Raw genomic sequence first — 14871 nt, forward strand, 5'->3', positions numbered from 1 at the left:
CCCTGCCAGGGCTTTTCCTAGGCTTCGCGGATTTCCACCTGCCCCGGGGCGGATCCTTCGGCGCCGAAGATGAGGCGGCGGGTGGCGATCTTCTCGGTGAAGAACCGGTCATGGCTGACCACAATCACGGCACCGGGAAAATGCATCAGGGCCCGTTCCATCACCTGGGTGCTGGACATGTCCAGGTGGTTGGTTGGCTCGTCCAGCAGCAAGACGGGTGCGCCGGAAAGCAGGCACTGGGCCATGGCCACCCGGGCACGCTGGCCGCCGGACAGGTTGCCGATCTTCTGGGTCAGGTCCGCTTCGGAGAACTGGAACATGGTCAGGAAGCGGTTCACGGACTTTTTCGTGGCACTGAAGGCAAGGGATCCCGGCAGGGCGTTAACCGCGTGGGTGACCGTGTCGCCGTCGTCGAGCGCCTCAAGCATTTTGTTGTAGGAGACCATGGACGGGCCCTTGGGCCAGCTGACCTCGCCGGAGTCGGGGGTTTCCTCCCCCGTGAGGACACGCAGCAGGGTGGTCTTGCCGCTGCCGTTGGTGCCGGTGACGGCAATCCGGTCGCCTTTGTTCACTTCAAAGCTCAGGTCGCTGAAGAGCACTTTGTCGCCGTAGGACTTGGACAGTGAGCGGAAACGGCCCAGCACGTCCTTGACGTGCAGGCCGGCATAAATCCCGGTGATGATTTCATCCACCGGCCGGGGTGCCCGGGACTTCTTGATCCGGGCCAGCTGGCTGCTCAGCCGGCCGCCGGCCTTGGCCGCCTCACGGCGGTCCGCGATGCCCTCTGCTTCAAAGGCCAACAGTTCGGCTTCATGCACAAACTGGGCCTGCAGGGTTTTCAGCCGGAACTGCTTCTGCACAACGTATTCCGCAAAGTTGCCGGGGTATTCGTGCAGGTGGAAGTTCTCCACCTCCACGATGCGGGTAACCACGGCGTCCAGGAACTTCCGGTCATGCGAAACGATGACCGCCGCACCGCGGAAGTCGCGGAACCAGCCCTCAAGCCATTCCACGCCGTCCACATCAAGGTAATTGGTTGGTTCATCCAGCAGCAGCACATCCGGCTGTTCAAGCAGGATTTTCGCCAGCGCCGCCCGGTTCCGCCAGCCGCCGGAGAGGGCGTCAATGGCGCAGGTGCGGTGCGCCTCGGTGAAACCGAGGGTGGTGAGCACGGCATCGATGCGGCGGGGGTAGTCCCAGCCGTCCAGCCGGTCCATGGTCTCAAACAGTTCGGCCTGGCGGGTGATGAGCCGGTTCATTTCCTTCTCGGCGGGAGCCCCGGCTATGGCCGTGTCTATGCGGGCGAGCTCCGCTTCGACGTCCTTGATCCCGGTAAAGACGGTGTCCAGCACCTCGGTGATGCTGGCTTCTCCGTCCAGTTCGGAGAACTGGGAGAAGTAGCCGATCCGCAGGCCCGGCTCCACCGTGACTGTGCCGGAATCCGGTTCGAGCCGGCCCAGCACGAGTTTCAGGATGGTGGACTTGCCGGATCCGTTGCGTCCAATCAGCCCGATCCGGTCCTTGGGTTCAAGGCGAAGGAACGCTTCGCGCAGCACCTGCTTGTTCTCGAACGATGTGTTGACGTCCTGCAGCCGGATCAGGCTCATGGTGTCCTCTCATAGGGGGTTGGTCTTCCTCGCCCCCGCGGGACAACGAGCATTCAGCTTATCGGCTGCGCACGTCCCGCCCGGCGCGGCCGCACGGTCTGCACCGCAGCCTGCGCCGGGGAATGCCGCCGCTGCCTACGCCTGAAAGGTGTAGCTGCCGCTGCCTACGCCTGAAAGGTGTAGCTGCCGCGGGCGCGGCGGGGAGCAGATGCTCCGTCGGTGCAGGTGTAGCTGCCCGCGGCGCGGGTCCGCTGGCTGGCGGCGGTGACGTAGCTTCCCCGGGAGCGCGGGGTGCAGCGGGTTTCCGCAGCGGAGTCATAGCGGCTGGTGTAGCTGCCTTCGGGACGGATCGGAGCTGCTGCCTGTTCCGTGCGTTCGGCAACGGCAGGGCGCGGAGCGGAGTCCTGGCGGTTATCGTCACGGGCGGTGGCGGTCGGGGTGATCAAAATGGTCATGGTTCTCTCCTCGGATAACGCGTTGTGGTGAGACTCGGGCCGGTTCCTACCGCCGGTTTGCACAAGTGCAGGCCGGGGCAGGGGCGGTTTCCGGGCAGCGTGAAGCCCGGAAAGGGGTAATCGCCATTGAAAGGGGCCCGCCGGTGGTTCGACGGTTGGTGCTGCCTACGGGGCGGAGGATTCCGCCAGCTGCCGGCAGCTGCTGCAGATGCCGCTGAATGTCACTTCGGCGGCCAGCACGGTGAAATCGGAATCATCCGACGGCTCCAGGCAGGGTGCCTGGCCAATCACGCAGTCAACGTCCCTGATTTTCCCGCAGTGGATGCACACCAGATGATGGTGGTTATCTCCCACTCGGGACTCGTACAGGGCCGGTGAACCGGCGGGCTCAAGCCGTCGCGCCAGGCCGGCCTCGGTAAAGGCGGCCAGGATGCCGTAAACCGCCTGGGCGGAGATGTTCGGTAATTCCTCGCGGACGGCAGCAAGAACCTGCTCCGCACTGGAGTGCGGGGTCTGCTGCAGCACCTGCAGTACGGCCAGGCGCTGCGCGGTGACCTTCAGTCCGGCGGTCCGGATGTTCCCGGCCAGCCGTTCCGTGTCTTCGTCCGTCTGCATATCAAAACCCTATCAGTTGTTTTGAGCGACTCAAGACAACTTCCGCCCTTTCGGACTGTGATTCCGGACGCTGTGACCGGCACCTCCCGTGTAGGGGAGGATGAGGGTAGGAACTTGTGTCAAGGAAAGAGGAACAGGGTATGGGAACGCTCAAAGACCGGCTGCAGCAGGATATGAAAGCGCATATGAAAGCCGGCAACCGCACGGCGCTGGCCACGGTCCGCAATGTGCTTGGTGAAATCGGCACGCGGGAAAAGTCCGGGAAGACACCCGTGGAGCTGGATGACGCGCAGACCATCTCCCTGCTGCAGAAGGAGGCAGCCAAGCGGCGAGACACCGCACGGATCTACACCGAGGCAGGGGAAGCGGACCGCGCCACGGCGGAGATCGCAGAAGCGGAGATTATCGAGGCGTACCTGCCGGCTGCGCTGAGCCGGACAGAGGTTGAGGCCATCGTGGACGAGGAGATTGCCGGGCTGCGCGCCGGCGGCACGGAACCGTCCATGCGGCAGATGGGGCAGGTCATGAAACCGGTGACGGCCAGGGTGGCCGGCCGGTTTGACGGCAAAACGGTCAGCGAGATTGTCCGCTCGCGCCTGGCCTAACCGCCCCGTACCGGATGCACTCCCCTGTTACTCTGGTTGCTAAACGCTCATTTTGTTCAGAATCCGGAGGATCAGGTGCCCGCAACCGACACGGGCCAGCGCCTGCTGGAATCCGCCACCGAGGCCTTCGCGGCCAAGGGTTTTCACGGCACCACTACGCGGGACATTGCTGCAGCAGCAGGGGTGACGCCCGGGGCCGTGTACGTCCACCACAGGTCCAAGGAAGAGCTGCTGTACAGCATCTCGAAGGTGGGCCATGAGCGGACCCTGGAGCTGGTCCGCGCCGGAATGGCCTCGAGCACGGATCCGGTGGAGCAGATCCGCAACGTGGTGCGGGACTTTGTGGAATGGCAGAGCAGCAACCGGACCAAATCCAGCGTGGTCAACTTCGAATTGCCCGCCCTCAGCGATGAGCACCGGGCCGAGGTGCTTGAGATCCGCCGTGCGGTGGACGCCGAGTTCCGGACCGTCGTCGACCGCGGGCGCGAACTGGGTGTGTTCTCGGTGCCGGACACCCGGCTGGCTGTTTTCGCTCTTCTGTCCCTGTGCATCGATGTGGCCCGCTGGTTCCGCGCGGACGGAAGGCTCACCGCGGCCGACGTCGCGGCGAACCACAGCATGCTGGCGCTGCGGATGCTTGGCGCCGCCGGCTCCTGACCCGCACCGTCTGTTCCCGGAGCCGTGCGGGCGGCATACTGTACCTGCACACTGGAACACCCGGATGAAGCGAGGTGCAGCATGGCGGAACCGGCAACCCTGGCATCCGGCATTGGAATGGGCGAATCCGCACGCTGGCACGGCAATGAATTCTGGTTTGCGGACTGGACAGCGGGCACCATCTCGGCGCTGGACCGGCAGGGAAACATTCGCCGTGCCGCAGCGGTGCCGTCCTTCCCCATCAGCTTTGACTGGCTGCCTGACGGCAGGATGGTGGTGGTCTCGGGCAGTGACGGCACCGTGCTGGTGGAGGTACCCCACGCCGGACTGGTCCCGCTGGCCGATCTGCGGCGGCTCTCCGAGCACCCCTGGAACGAGATTGCCGTCCACCCCGGCGGCAACGCCTACGTCAACGGCATCGGGGCCGACTACGCCGCCGGGGCGGGCAGCGACGGCATCATAGCCCTGGTCCGGCCGGACGGCTCCGCCGAGACAGTCGCCCGCGGACTGTCCTTCCCCAACGGAATGCTGGTCTCCGAGGACGGCAGCACCCTGGTGGTGGCCGAATCCAACGCCGGCCGCCTGGCATCCTTCACTATCAATGCCGATGGCACGCTCACCCCCGCGGGCGAGTGGGCCGGGGTGCCCGGCAGTGCCCCGGACGGCATCTGCTGGGACGGTGCCGGCGGCATTTGGTTTGCCGAAGTGCCCGGTGAGCGGTGTGTGCGAATCCGGCCCGGCGGGGACGTTGTGGAGTCCGTACAGCTGGAGCAGGGCTGTTTTTCCTGTGCTGTGGGAGGAGACGACGGCGGACTGCTTTTTATGATGACCGCACAGTGGCCGGAGGCCATGGACCCGATGGCGGGGAACACCGGCAGGGTGCTGGGGCTGCGGGTTGGCGGGCCCCAACACCCATAGCGGTATCCGTCAACTGTTCTCCGGCTGGCCTCTGATGCTCTAGGCGAAGGCCGACAGGCCGGTAATGTGCCGGCCCAGAATCAGGGACTGCATGGTGTCGGTGCCCTCATAGGTGAAGACCACCTCCATGTCGGTCAGGTGCCTTGCCACATGGTTTTCGAGCAGCAGTCCGTTGCCGCCCATGATGTCCCGTGCCTCCTGGCAGATCCAGCGTCCCTGCCGCGCTGCGAACATTTTCGCCATGGATGCCATGGGGCTGGTCATCTGGCCGGATTCGCCCAGCTCGTTGAGCCGGAAGCAGGTCAGCTTGATGGCGGTCAGCTGGGCAAGCATGTTGGCCAGCTTGTTCTGCACCAGCTGGAACCCGGCAATCGGCTTGCCGAACTGTACGCGCTGCTTGGCGTACGCGACGGCAATCTCATAAGCAGCCACGGCATGTCCCAGCGCCTCCCAGGCCACTCCCCCGCGGGTGGCGGCAAGGACCTTGTTTACGTCCTTGAAGGAGTTGCAGTTTTCCAGCCGGTTCGCGGCCGGAATGCGCAGGTCCTCAATGACAATGTTGGGCTGCAGCACGGCACGCTTGCCCATCTTTCCGGTGATGACTTCGGCGTTATACCCGGCCGGGTGGCCCTCGGCGCCCTTCTCCATGACAAACGCCTTAACCGCGCCGTCGGCTTCATCCCGGGCGTAAATGATCACGATGTCGGCAAAGCTGGCATTGCCGATCCATCGCTTGCTGCCGTTCAGGACGTAGAAATCGCCCTCGCGCCGGGCACTGGTCTCCAGCGAGACCGAGTCGGATCCGTGCGCCGGCTCGGTCAGGGCAAAGGCGCCGATCTTTTCAAACCGGGCCATGGCCGGCAGCCAGCGCTGTTTCTGTTCCTCACTGCCGAGCATGTCGATGCTGCCCATGGCCAGGCCGGAGTGGACCCCGAAAAAGGTGTTGATGGAGCCGTCGCCGCGGGCCAGCTCAGCGGCTGCGATGGAGGCCGACATCCGGCTCATGCCGGGGCACCCGTATCCCTTGATGGTGCCGCCGGCGATGTTGAGGGCTGCCAGCTTGGGAATCAGCTCGTACGGCACCTCGGCCCGCTCCCAGTATCCGTTGATGACCGGCAGCAGGTCCTGGTCCACGAAGGCGCGTACCCTCGCCTGCACGTGTTTTGCCTCCTCATCCAGCTGCTCGTCGAGCAGGTACAGGTCGGCATCAACGTCGGCGACGTCGTTCGGATCGAAGGTGGGACGGGCGGACTGGAGGACGGTCATCTGGGCTCCTGACATAAGCACTAACTAATCGTTCATTTAGTATGGAGTCCGTCACACCCGTGGTCAAGGATTTTCCGGGACGCCCTGTTCGGCGAGCATGTGCGGCGCGTTGGTGACCACCAGCCAGGCCGGCAGCACAGCCAGGCAAAGGACGCCGGTCACGGTGACGTCGCCGGTGATCACCACGGCGATAAAGAGGGCCATCCAGCCGTCCCGGGCCACGGCAAGTACCAGCCCGAGCACGGCCGCGGACACGGCCAGCGCTACCGGTATGCCCGGCACAAACCCGGCGACCGCCAGGCCGGCGGCAACGCCGATAAAAACGGCAGGAAAAATCCTCCCGCCACGGAAGCCTGCTGCCGCCGCTATGACCAGGGCGGCGAGTTTCACCAGTGCGTCACCGAGCAGGGCCCAGGGTTCCTCGCCGCCCGGGTTTTGGAGCAGGCGCGCGGATTCGGCCGCCCCTTTGAACAGGGTCACCGGCCCGCCGATCACACCCAGCAGGCCAAGCAGCACTCCCCCGAGCGTGGTGTAGAGGACAGGGCTTCCCAGCCGCCGGAATCCGCTGTGCACCCGGGCGAAGACCGCTACCCCGAGCAGGCCGAATGCGGCCGCCAGCGGAGCAATCACCAGCGCCGCCAGTACGTCCCAGCCGTCCGGGGCGCCCATGGGCGGGATCCGGACCTGCAGCAGCGTGCCACCGAGCAGGGTCATGGTTACTGCTCCGGCACCGGCGGAGACGAGCGGCAGGAAAAGCCTGTCAAAGAGGGCTCCCCCGGTGCGCATTGCGCCGGCCAGCCCGGTAAAAAGCAGGGCGGCCGCCACGGGTGTGCCGAACAGGGCACCCACGGTTCCTGCCACCGCGAGGCCGGCGATCACCCGGGCGGGTATGCGGACGAAAAACCGCCCTGCCAGCGCGGTCAGCAGGGCGGTATTGATGGCAATAATCGGATTCTCCGGTCCCAGGCTGACGCCCCCGGCCAGGCCAAGGACTGCAGCCAGGGCGAGCCCCGGCACCACGCCGGGCGGCAGCGGCGGACCGCCCAGTTCGGCAGCTGCTGAATCCGGGCCGGCATGGCCTGGCACAAACCGTACAGTGAGTCCCACGGCGAGCCCGGTAATCGTCAAGGTGCCCAGAATCCACCAGCCGCCCGCGGGATCCGCGCCGACGGCGGCCGGCAGGTCGGCCCAGACCCAGTGTTCGAGCAGCAGGCTCAGCCTGTCGAGACCAAAAAGGACCAGGGCGGACACCACGCCGAACAGGACCGCCGGGCCCGCGAGGGCCAGCAGCATCCGGACGCGGTTTCCGCCGGGGGCTTGCCTGTGCTCGGACATGGTGCCACTTCCCGGAGTGCAGTGCCTGTGATGGGGCGGATTGCACCTGCGTTACCGAGGATAGTGGCCGCCGCTGCCGAACAACAGGCACACCGGGTTAGTGGACGCCCACCCCGTCAGGCAGTTCGTTCACGGGACGGCGGACAAAGAATGACGCCGCCAGTGCCACCAGGGAGATCACGGCGCCCCAGAAGAAGGCCGTATGGATTCCGGCCGCTGCTGCCGGGATGGCCGCCAAGCCGTCATTGACTGCAGCGGTGGTGCCGGCTGTCATCAGCGTGATGAAGACTGCCGTACCTGCCGCTCCTGCCAGTTGCTGGAGCGTGTTGATGATGGCGCTGCCGTGCGAGTACAGCGTGCGGTCCAGGGAACCGAGTGCAGAGGTGAACAGCGGGGTGAAGATAAAGCCGAGGCCGGCGTTCAGGAAGCAGTGCAGCAGGATTACCAGTGGCACCGGAGAGTCCTCCGTCAGCATGGTCATGCCCCAGAGCGAAGCACTCAGCACCAGGGCGCCGGGAATCACCAGCGGCCGGGGTCCGAAACGGTCAAAGAGACCGCCGACAATCGGGGACAGGATTGCCATGACCGCACCGCCGGGCAGTAGCAGCAGACCGGTTTCCAGAGTGGACAGGCCCAGCACGTTCTGCAGGTAGAGCGGGAGCACAATCAGGCAGCCGAACAGGGCCATCATGCTCACCAGCACCATAACCACAGCTATGACAAACGGCTTGCTGGTGAAAGTGCGCAGGTCCATCAGTGCCCGGTCAGAGCGCTGGAGCACCAGCTGGCGGTACACAAACCCGGCCATGGCCAGTGCACCGACGGCCAGGGGGATCCACAGCGGCATGAGTTCCTTGCCCTGGGCCGCCTCTCCGATGCTGCTCAGGCCGAAGATGATTCCGCCGAAGGCAAAGGTGGAGAGCACTATGGACAGGGCATCGAAGGGAACCCGTTTCGGTTCGGTCAGGTTGCGGATGAAGACTGTCCCCAGGACCAGCGAGAGCAGGGCAATGGGCAGCACCAGCCAGAACATCCAGCGCCAGTCCAGCGCATTGAGGATGATGCCGGAAACGGTCGGCCCGATGGCCGGAGCCACGGCGATCACAATCGAAATGGTTCCCATCATGCGGCCGCGCCTGTGCGCAGGCACCGCATTCAGCACCGTGGTCATCAGCAGCGGGATCATGATGGCCGTACCGCCGGCCTGGATGATCCGCCCGCCCAGCAGGGCACCGAATCCGGGAGCCAGGGCAGCGAGGAGGGTGCCGGCACTGAACAGGGACATGGCGGTCATAAACAGGCCGCGCATGGAGAAGCGCTGGAGCAGGAACCCGGTCGCGGGGATTACCACGGCCATGGTGAGCATAAACCCGGTGGTAAGCCACTGGGCGGTTCCCGCAGTGATGTTCAGGTCCGCCATCAGCCGGGGCAGAGCCACGCTCATGATGGTTTCGTTCAGGATGACGACAAATGAGGAAACGAGCAGCAGCCCGATAACGGTTTTCGTCCGCGGATCCAGGGCGTCCGGTGCCGGTTTCCGTCCGGCGCGTTTTGTGGTGCCCGCTGCGGGCAGCGGTGAAGAGTTGGTGTGGGGGTCAAGACTCAAAGGGGTGAAATCCAATCACGCATAGTTGCTGGGGCACGCGGCGATCGATGCCCGGCCTGCCATCCTATGCGTTTGGAACACCCGGGGATTAATCCGGGCTATCCGAAGCCAATGACCAGCAGCCCGAACCCAAGGACGCAGGCAACCACCAGCCACCAGCCAAACACCACGGCCACGGCAGCCATGGCCAGCACCATCACCCAGGTCCGCCGGACGCGGCTGCGCAGCCAGGTGAAGATCAGCGGGGCGGCCAGCAGGAGCATCACCACGGACCCAAGGATCAGTGCCAGCAGCAGAGTGAGCAGCACCGGCTCCGGCAGAATCCACAGCTGCAATATCACCACTGCCACCGCCAGGGTGATGGCGGCAGCCGCCTGCACCACCCATGCCAGCCCCAAAAGCGGCCAGGACTGATCGTTTTCGCTCATAAACCCGCAGTCTAGCCGCGAAGGAGCCTAGTGCCGTTCCCGGTGGTCCATGGTGACGGTCCTCAGATCCAGCCGCCGCAGCACCCGGTCCACGGCCTCGGGATCCGTGCCGGGGCGGCGTCGGGCTGCGAGCACCTCGCGCCGTGCCGCGTCCATGGCTTCACGTTGGACCACATCCATGAGTTCCAGGGTGGCTTTGCGGTCCAGCAGCTTCTGCGGATCCGGCTCGTCATCGCCCTGCAGCATTGAGTGCAGCGAGGACATCCGCTTGGCCAGCACGGCCCGGCGTTCCGGCGGAAGCTGCGCAATTGCCGTGGAGCGTTTCATGCTTTCTATGGCTGCCCGTTCCGCGCGAAGCGCCAGTTCGCGTTCCTTGCGGTCCGCGTCCCGGTGGTTATCGGGCAGCTTGAGGACCCGCATCAGCCAGGGCAGGGTCAGGCCGGGTATAACGAGCGTGACCACGAGTACGGCCGCGGCGCACGCGACCACGAAGTTCCGGCCGGGCAGGGCCTCCCCGGCCATGGTGGTGCCGGGCAGCGCCAGGGCCAGCGCCAGGGTGGCGAGCCCGCGCATGCCGCACCAGGTCAGCACGAGGACTTCCTTCAGCGAGCCGGGAACCCGGTTCATCTCGGTTCCGCCCAGCCGGTAGATACCCAGCATCCACAGGAACCGCACCACCAGGACGGCCACGCATACTGCGGCAATTCCGGGAACGAAGCCGAGCAGTTCCGCCCCCTCGTCCTCGATGATGTACCGCATCTCGATGCCCACCAGGCCAAACGCAACACCAGTGGTCAGCATCTCCACCACGTCCCAGAAAGCGGTACGGGTGAGCCGTTCCTCGGAATCCTGCGGGCGGGCCCGGCGTCCAAGTTCCAGTGCGGTGACCACCACTGCCACCACCCCCGAAAAGTGCGCTTCTTCAGCAATCAGGTACACGGCATAGGGCGCCACCAGAGTAGCTGCCGAACGGGCCACCATGTTCGGGACAAAACGGTTCAGGCTGCCGACAAGCCACGCCATGGCCAGGCCCAGGAGGACGGCTCCCGCTGCACCGATAAGGAACCTCGGAACCACATCCCATCCGACTTCACCTCCGCTGGTGCTGGCCGCCACGGCGGCCTGGAAGATCACGATGGCGATGGCGTCGTTAAACAGGCCCTCTGTCTGGAGCACGGTGATCAGGCGGCGCGGCATTTTTACCTTGCCTGCCACCGCTTCCACCGCCACCGGGTCCGGCGGGGCGACAATGGCACCCAGGGCAATTGCGGCCGGCAGTCCGAGGGCCGGGATCATGGCCCAGGAAACCCCGGCAACCACCGCAACTGTGACTGCGACCAGGGCTACGGCCAGGAGCACCAGTGACCGCCACCGCAGGCGGAAGACGGACCAGGAGCTTCGTTGCGCCGCGGCGTACAGCAGCGGCGGCAGGAAGAGCGGCAGGATCAGTTCCGGGTTGATGTGCACCTCGGGAATGATCGGCAGAAAAGCGATCAGGGCGGAGAAGATCAGCATCAGCACCGGGTACGGAAGGCGGATACGTTCACCGACGCCGGCAGCCAGTACGGTTCCGAACAGCAGTCCGATCAGCAGTATCAGGAATTCCATGGTCTCAGCACCTTCCGCGCCTGGAGTCCGGAGCTGTTATGCATGCCATGTCTGTCCGCAACCTCTTCCGGGTCTGGGTCACTGCCTATTGGTCTGCGGACAATTATTGCACCCGGTCCGGGAGAGTGAATGAATGCATCGAGTGCAGGCTTGCCCCGGGGCGGGTGGAACCCGGCAGACTTCACGGGCGAACATCACAGGCGTGCATACGCATCCTCACAGCGGGAACCCCGCCCGCGGTGTCAAGCCCGGATGTGGACAGCGTTAAGATTATTCAACAGGCATTTTGAGTGCACAAATCAAGGTGATTTGAGTTCTAAGATGTTGACTCCACATCTGTATGACCCCGTCCCTACCGTTTCACAGCGGGGCACTCTGACCGCTGCCCGCGGCCCCGGTCTGCTGATCGACTGGAACCCTGCCGACATACCGGATGCCCTGGACCGTCTCGCCGAACAGCATCCGGAGCACTTCACCGGCCCGGATGCCCTGCCCCAACACCCTGTCCCCTTCCGGATGCGTTTGCTGGATGCGGGGGCTCCACCCCCGATCCTGATCCACCCCTCCGTGGAGCAGGCCCAGGCAGGCTTTATCCGCGAGCAGGCCCGGGGCGTACCCATGGGTGCAGGCAACCGCAATTACAAAGATTGCCATGCCAAGGTGGAAGTAGCCGTTGCGGTAAGCCCCGTCAGCGTATTGTCCGGCGAGCGTAACCCTGCGACCCTCCGGGAGGTCGCCGAGGGGTTGGATCTGCCCTGGCTCCGGTCTTTCGTCACCTTTCAGCATGAATCGCCCAGCCACGCCGTGCTGCGGATGACGCGTGACGAGCAGCAGCGGGCGCTGCGGGAGACAAATTTTGCAGTGGACAGGGCCACGAACCCCACCGGGGCGGTGGCCGATACCGTGGCCACGGTTCGCCGTCTCCGCGAACTGTTTCCCGGGGACCGCGGCATCCTTTACGCCGTCTGCATGAATCACATCCATCTGGAACCAGGCCAGGCCATGGTCACACCGGCGGGCTGCCTGCATACTTACGTGTCCGGTCAGGCAGTGGTGCTGATGAGCATCTCCGAGAACTCGCTACGGGTGGGCCTGACCAGGGACTACGTGGATACCGGTGAACTCCAGCAGGTCCTGCGTGAGGACCAGCCAACGCCGGCCCCCCTGCCGGTTATCCCAGTTGACGGCTTCCAGGACAGGATTCCGCTGTGGAGCGAGGATCTGCATCTGGGGCGTGCGGTGTTGGATGACACCGAAGAGACCGTCCAGCTGGGCCGTTTTGCCATAGTGCTCTCAGCGAAGGGGCGCGCGGAAATCACCGTGGGTGGCACCACCACACCCGTATCAGAGGGCTGCCGCGTCCTTTATCTTGGGGACCCGGTTCAGGCCCGGGTCCGCGGACCCGCGCAGCTTTTCATTGCTACCCGGCGCTAGCCCCGCACCCTGGATCCCGCATGCCGCGGAGTGGTGACGGCGACCACTGCCAGCGCCACCAGCGCACCAATAGTAGTTTGCAGTGACCGGTCCATGGTTAGCGCCCACACGTCTCCGCCGTGCGTAAATCCCGTCATCATCAGCGCCACGGGCGTCAGGAACACCATGGCGGCGCCGTAATGCCTGACCACATAGAGTTCACCGCTGAACTGCAGCATGGCCAGCAGCAATGCCAGCTGCACGGCTGACCAGGGCACCTGCATCAGCAGGGCGGAAAACAGTACGCCGGCATAGGTGCCGGCAATGAAGTGCACTGCCCTGGCTGGTCCCCGGGACAGTTCGACGGCGGCCAGTGGGGCGCAGGCAGCCAGCATTGCCCAGTATCCGTGTCCGAGGCCGAGCCCTGCGGATACCGTGCCGGCAATGCCTACTGCTGCGGCGTAACGGCTTGCGTAGACCAGCAACCGGCGGGCACGCCTCGGGCTTCCCGGCCGTGCCGCCGGCTCCCGGAGACGGCCCGGGCTATGCCGGCGGGCGTGCAGCCGGCCGGCCACTCCCAACAGCACCGCCAGCAGCGTACTTGCCGTGACGGTGAGAAATGCTTCGACCAGCGAACCGGCAAACGGCGCGGCCGACGTCGCTGTAAAGGCAAAATGTAAGTGAACGGGCCGGCCGGGCGCACCCGCAGGGAATCCGCAGCCACAGAGATGCCCGCAGCAATCAGGGTTCCGGTGAATACCACTGTCCAGGGTCCGCGGCCGGCCTGGGACAAGGCCACCCCGGCCATCACCGTCAGGACCATCAGCACGCCGGAAGCGGTTTGCTGCTTCAGCCGCCGCCAGTGCGGTTCGCTGCGCCCGAACACGCCGGTCAGGGAACCAAAGATGGCACACATGGTCAGATCGGTACGTCCGGCCGGAATCAGTACCAAAAGCGGCAGCAGCATCCCCAGGCCAACACGCACGGCCGGGAAGCGGTGTCCGCGGCCGGAGGGGATACTCAGGAATTCACGGACGGAGTACTTCACGGGTGCAGACAGCCTTTCACGGCAGCACAGGACGGCGCGCTGCCCTTCCAGCCTAAAACCCGCCGTGCTTCGCGGCGGGGCAAGGCGGCTGTGACTCTGCACTCAGTACCGCCCCGGAACCCCGCCCCTACATCCGGGCCTTGGTGCGTGCCGTTGCCTTGGCCTGCCAGGGATCTTCGGGCCAGGGGTGCTTGGGATACCGGCCCCGCATCTCAGCCCGCACCTGTGCATACGGTCCGGACCAAAAGGACGCCAGGTCATCCGTCACCGCCAGCGGCCGGCCCGCCGGTGAGAGCAGATGAAAGAGGACCGGAACCCTGCCCTGGACCAGGCGGGGAGTCTGTGCCCACCCGAAACACTCCTGCAGCTTCACGGCTACCACGGGCCGCTCCCCTGCATAGTCGATCCGCACGTGCGAGCCGCTGGGCACCTCAAGCCGTTCGGGAACCAGCTCCCCCATGTGCGCGGCCTCGGGCCACGGAAGCAGACGCCGGAGCGGTTCGGTGAGGTCGATGCCGCGCACCGGGCTGCCGGCCGCCAGTGCGTCGAGCTCCGGTGCAAGCCAGTCCTGGAGCCTGGCCAGCAGCGCCTGCTCGGCAACATCGGGCCACGGTTCCCCCAGTTCCCGGTGCAGCAGTGCCATCCGCCGGCGCAGCGTGCCGGCAGCCGGTGAAAAGCCGATAATGTCCAGTCCCTCCTTCAACAACGCACGGCCAACGGCATCCCGGCCGGCCTCAACGGAAGCCCGGACCGGTGTAGAGGAGAGCACAATGGCGCCCAGCCGGCGTTCCTGACGGGCGCTGACCCGCCCGCCGGCAAACCGGGCCTCCACTGTATCCGTGAGCAGATGCGCAGCAGCGGCTTCGGCGGACGCTGCTGACAAGGGTGCGGCAGCCCGAATCACGGCGCCCGTGCCCGCGGCATCCCGGCCGGCAGCACGCGCCACCTCTGCCACGGCCAGCCACTCCTGGCCGCCAAGGCTACTGCCCGCCGGAAGGCCCGCCCGGGTGCCGGAGGCGAGCAGATAGCGCTCCGGCCCGGTGCCCGGCACCCGCCGGGCAATCCGGTCCGGGAACGCCAAGGCAAGCACGTACCCCGAACCTTCCTCCGGATCGGGGACCCAGGGGTGCTGCCCGGCCACGGACGCCGGTGGATGCTGTTTCCGGGCCACCGTCTCCATCCGCCGGACGTCTTCAGCCCACCGCCGATGTCCCGGGTCCCGGCCGGAACGCAGGTCGGACAGCAGGCGGGTAAGGTCCGCGCCCGGGGCGCGCGCCTCCCCGGCTGCCAGGGCCACCGCCTCCGCGGCC

Annotated in this window: 14 protein-coding genes; 4 read left to right on the plus strand and 10 right to left on the minus strand. The window is 65.7% G+C overall.

From position 1 onward, the window contains the following. Positions 1–17: 17 nt before the first annotated feature. The 3 genes from AC5RVB_RS04570 to AC5RVB_RS04580 form a co-directional block, all read right to left on the minus strand. The gene (locus AC5RVB_RS04570) at positions 18–1607 is read right to left on the minus strand and encodes an ABC-F family ATP-binding cassette domain-containing protein (RefSeq protein WP_494142076.1); all 1590 of its coding nucleotides are present in this window, start codon (positions 1605–1607) and stop codon (positions 18–20) included. A 164-nt stretch (positions 1608–1771) separates the two neighbouring features. Then, on the minus strand, positions 1772–2062 hold the full coding sequence (locus AC5RVB_RS04575; protein ID WP_494142077.1) for a hypothetical protein: 291 nt from the start codon (positions 2060–2062) through the stop codon (positions 1772–1774). Positions 2063–2227: 165 nt separating this feature from the next. After that, positions 2228–2677: a Fur family transcriptional regulator gene (locus tag AC5RVB_RS04580; RefSeq protein WP_227902032.1), complete on the minus strand. Its 450-nt coding sequence runs from the start codon at positions 2675–2677 to the stop codon at positions 2228–2230. A gap of 140 nt (positions 2678–2817) precedes the next feature. On the opposite strand from AC5RVB_RS04580, the gene AC5RVB_RS04585 reads away from it, so the two are divergent. From AC5RVB_RS04585 to AC5RVB_RS04595, 3 genes are all read left to right on the plus strand, one after another. Continuing rightward, positions 2818–3282 carry a GatB/YqeY domain-containing protein gene (locus AC5RVB_RS04585; RefSeq protein ID WP_227902033.1) on the plus strand — a complete coding sequence of 155 codons (465 nt, stop codon included), beginning with the start codon at positions 2818–2820 and terminating at the stop codon, positions 3280–3282. A gap of 75 nt (positions 3283–3357) precedes the next feature. After that, positions 3358–3939, plus strand: a complete 582-nt coding sequence (locus AC5RVB_RS04590; RefSeq protein WP_227927879.1) for a TetR/AcrR family transcriptional regulator — start codon at positions 3358–3360, stop codon at positions 3937–3939. Between the two features lie 81 nt (positions 3940–4020). Next, positions 4021–4857, plus strand: coding sequence for an SMP-30/gluconolactonase/LRE family protein (locus AC5RVB_RS04595; RefSeq protein ID WP_227902035.1), 837 nt, complete (start codon positions 4021–4023; stop codon positions 4855–4857). A 39-nt stretch (positions 4858–4896) separates the two neighbouring features. Here AC5RVB_RS04595 and AC5RVB_RS04600 read toward each other — a convergent pair whose 3' ends face one another. The 5 genes from AC5RVB_RS04600 to AC5RVB_RS04620 form a co-directional block, all read right to left on the minus strand. Continuing rightward, entirely contained in the window at positions 4897–6123 is a 1227-nt protein-coding gene (locus tag AC5RVB_RS04600; protein ID WP_494142078.1) for an acyl-CoA dehydrogenase family protein, read from the minus strand. A 63-nt stretch (positions 6124–6186) separates the two neighbouring features. Beyond that, positions 6187–7458, minus strand: coding sequence for an ion channel protein (locus tag AC5RVB_RS04605; RefSeq protein ID WP_494142079.1), 1272 nt, complete (start codon positions 7456–7458; stop codon positions 6187–6189). Between the two features lie 97 nt (positions 7459–7555). Further along, complete coding sequence (locus AC5RVB_RS04610; RefSeq protein WP_494142080.1) at positions 7556–9064, minus strand: MDR family MFS transporter; 1509 nt, start codon at positions 9062–9064, stop codon at positions 7556–7558. A gap of 98 nt (positions 9065–9162) precedes the next feature. Next, the gene (locus tag AC5RVB_RS04615) at positions 9163–9492 is read right to left on the minus strand and encodes a hypothetical protein (protein WP_227927882.1); all 330 of its coding nucleotides are present in this window, start codon (positions 9490–9492) and stop codon (positions 9163–9165) included. Positions 9493–9519: 27 nt separating this feature from the next. Beyond that, entirely contained in the window at positions 9520–11100 is a 1581-nt protein-coding gene (locus tag AC5RVB_RS04620; protein WP_227902039.1) for a cation:proton antiporter, read from the minus strand. Between the two features lie 321 nt (positions 11101–11421). Here AC5RVB_RS04620 and AC5RVB_RS04625 point away from each other — a divergent pair, with 321 nt between their 5' ends. Next, positions 11422–12534: a cupin domain-containing protein gene (locus AC5RVB_RS04625; protein ID WP_494142081.1), complete on the plus strand. Its 1113-nt coding sequence runs from the start codon at positions 11422–11424 to the stop codon at positions 12532–12534. Here the strand turns inward: AC5RVB_RS04625 and AC5RVB_RS04630 are convergent. Next, positions 12531–12998: an FUSC family protein gene (locus AC5RVB_RS04630; protein ID WP_494142082.1), complete on the minus strand. Its 468-nt coding sequence runs from the start codon at positions 12996–12998 to the stop codon at positions 12531–12533. The genes AC5RVB_RS04625 and AC5RVB_RS04630 overlap by 4 nt on opposite strands. A 690-nt stretch (positions 12999–13688) precedes the next feature. Further along, positions 13689–14871: ATP-dependent helicase C-terminal domain-containing protein (locus AC5RVB_RS04635; protein ID WP_494142083.1), on the minus strand; the 1183-nt coding region annotated here is incomplete at its 5' end.

This window comes from Arthrobacter sp. Y3225209, from assembly GCF_059090685.1.

Excerpts from the sequence above, each read along its gene's own strand:
- AC5RVB_RS04615 (WP_227927882.1), bottom strand. The coding sequence starts at position 9,492 with ATGAGCGAAAACGATCAGTCCTGGCCGCTTTTGGGGCTGGCATGGGTG.
- AC5RVB_RS04625 (WP_494142081.1), top strand. The coding sequence starts at position 11,422 with ATGTTGACTCCACATCTGTATGACCCCGTCCCTACCGTTTCACAGCGG.
- AC5RVB_RS04575 (WP_494142077.1), bottom strand. The coding sequence starts at position 2,062 with ATGACCATTTTGATCACCCCGACCGCCACCGCCCGTGACGATAACCGC.
- AC5RVB_RS04580 (WP_227902032.1), bottom strand. The coding sequence starts at position 2,677 with ATGCAGACGGACGAAGACACGGAACGGCTGGCCGGGAACATCCGGACC.
- AC5RVB_RS04585 (WP_227902033.1), top strand. The coding sequence starts at position 2,818 with ATGGGAACGCTCAAAGACCGGCTGCAGCAGGATATGAAAGCGCATATG.
- AC5RVB_RS04605 (WP_494142079.1), bottom strand. The coding sequence starts at position 7,458 with ATGTCCGAGCACAGGCAAGCCCCCGGCGGAAACCGCGTCCGGATGCTG.
- AC5RVB_RS04620 (WP_227902039.1), bottom strand. The coding sequence starts at position 11,100 with ATGGAATTCCTGATACTGCTGATCGGACTGCTGTTCGGAACCGTACTG.
- AC5RVB_RS04600 (WP_494142078.1), bottom strand. The coding sequence starts at position 6,123 with ATGACCGTCCTCCAGTCCGCCCGTCCCACCTTCGATCCGAACGACGTC.
- AC5RVB_RS04595 (WP_227902035.1), top strand. The coding sequence starts at position 4,021 with ATGGCGGAACCGGCAACCCTGGCATCCGGCATTGGAATGGGCGAATCC.
- AC5RVB_RS04570 (WP_494142076.1), bottom strand. The coding sequence starts at position 1,607 with ATGAGCCTGATCCGGCTGCAGGACGTCAACACATCGTTCGAGAACAAG.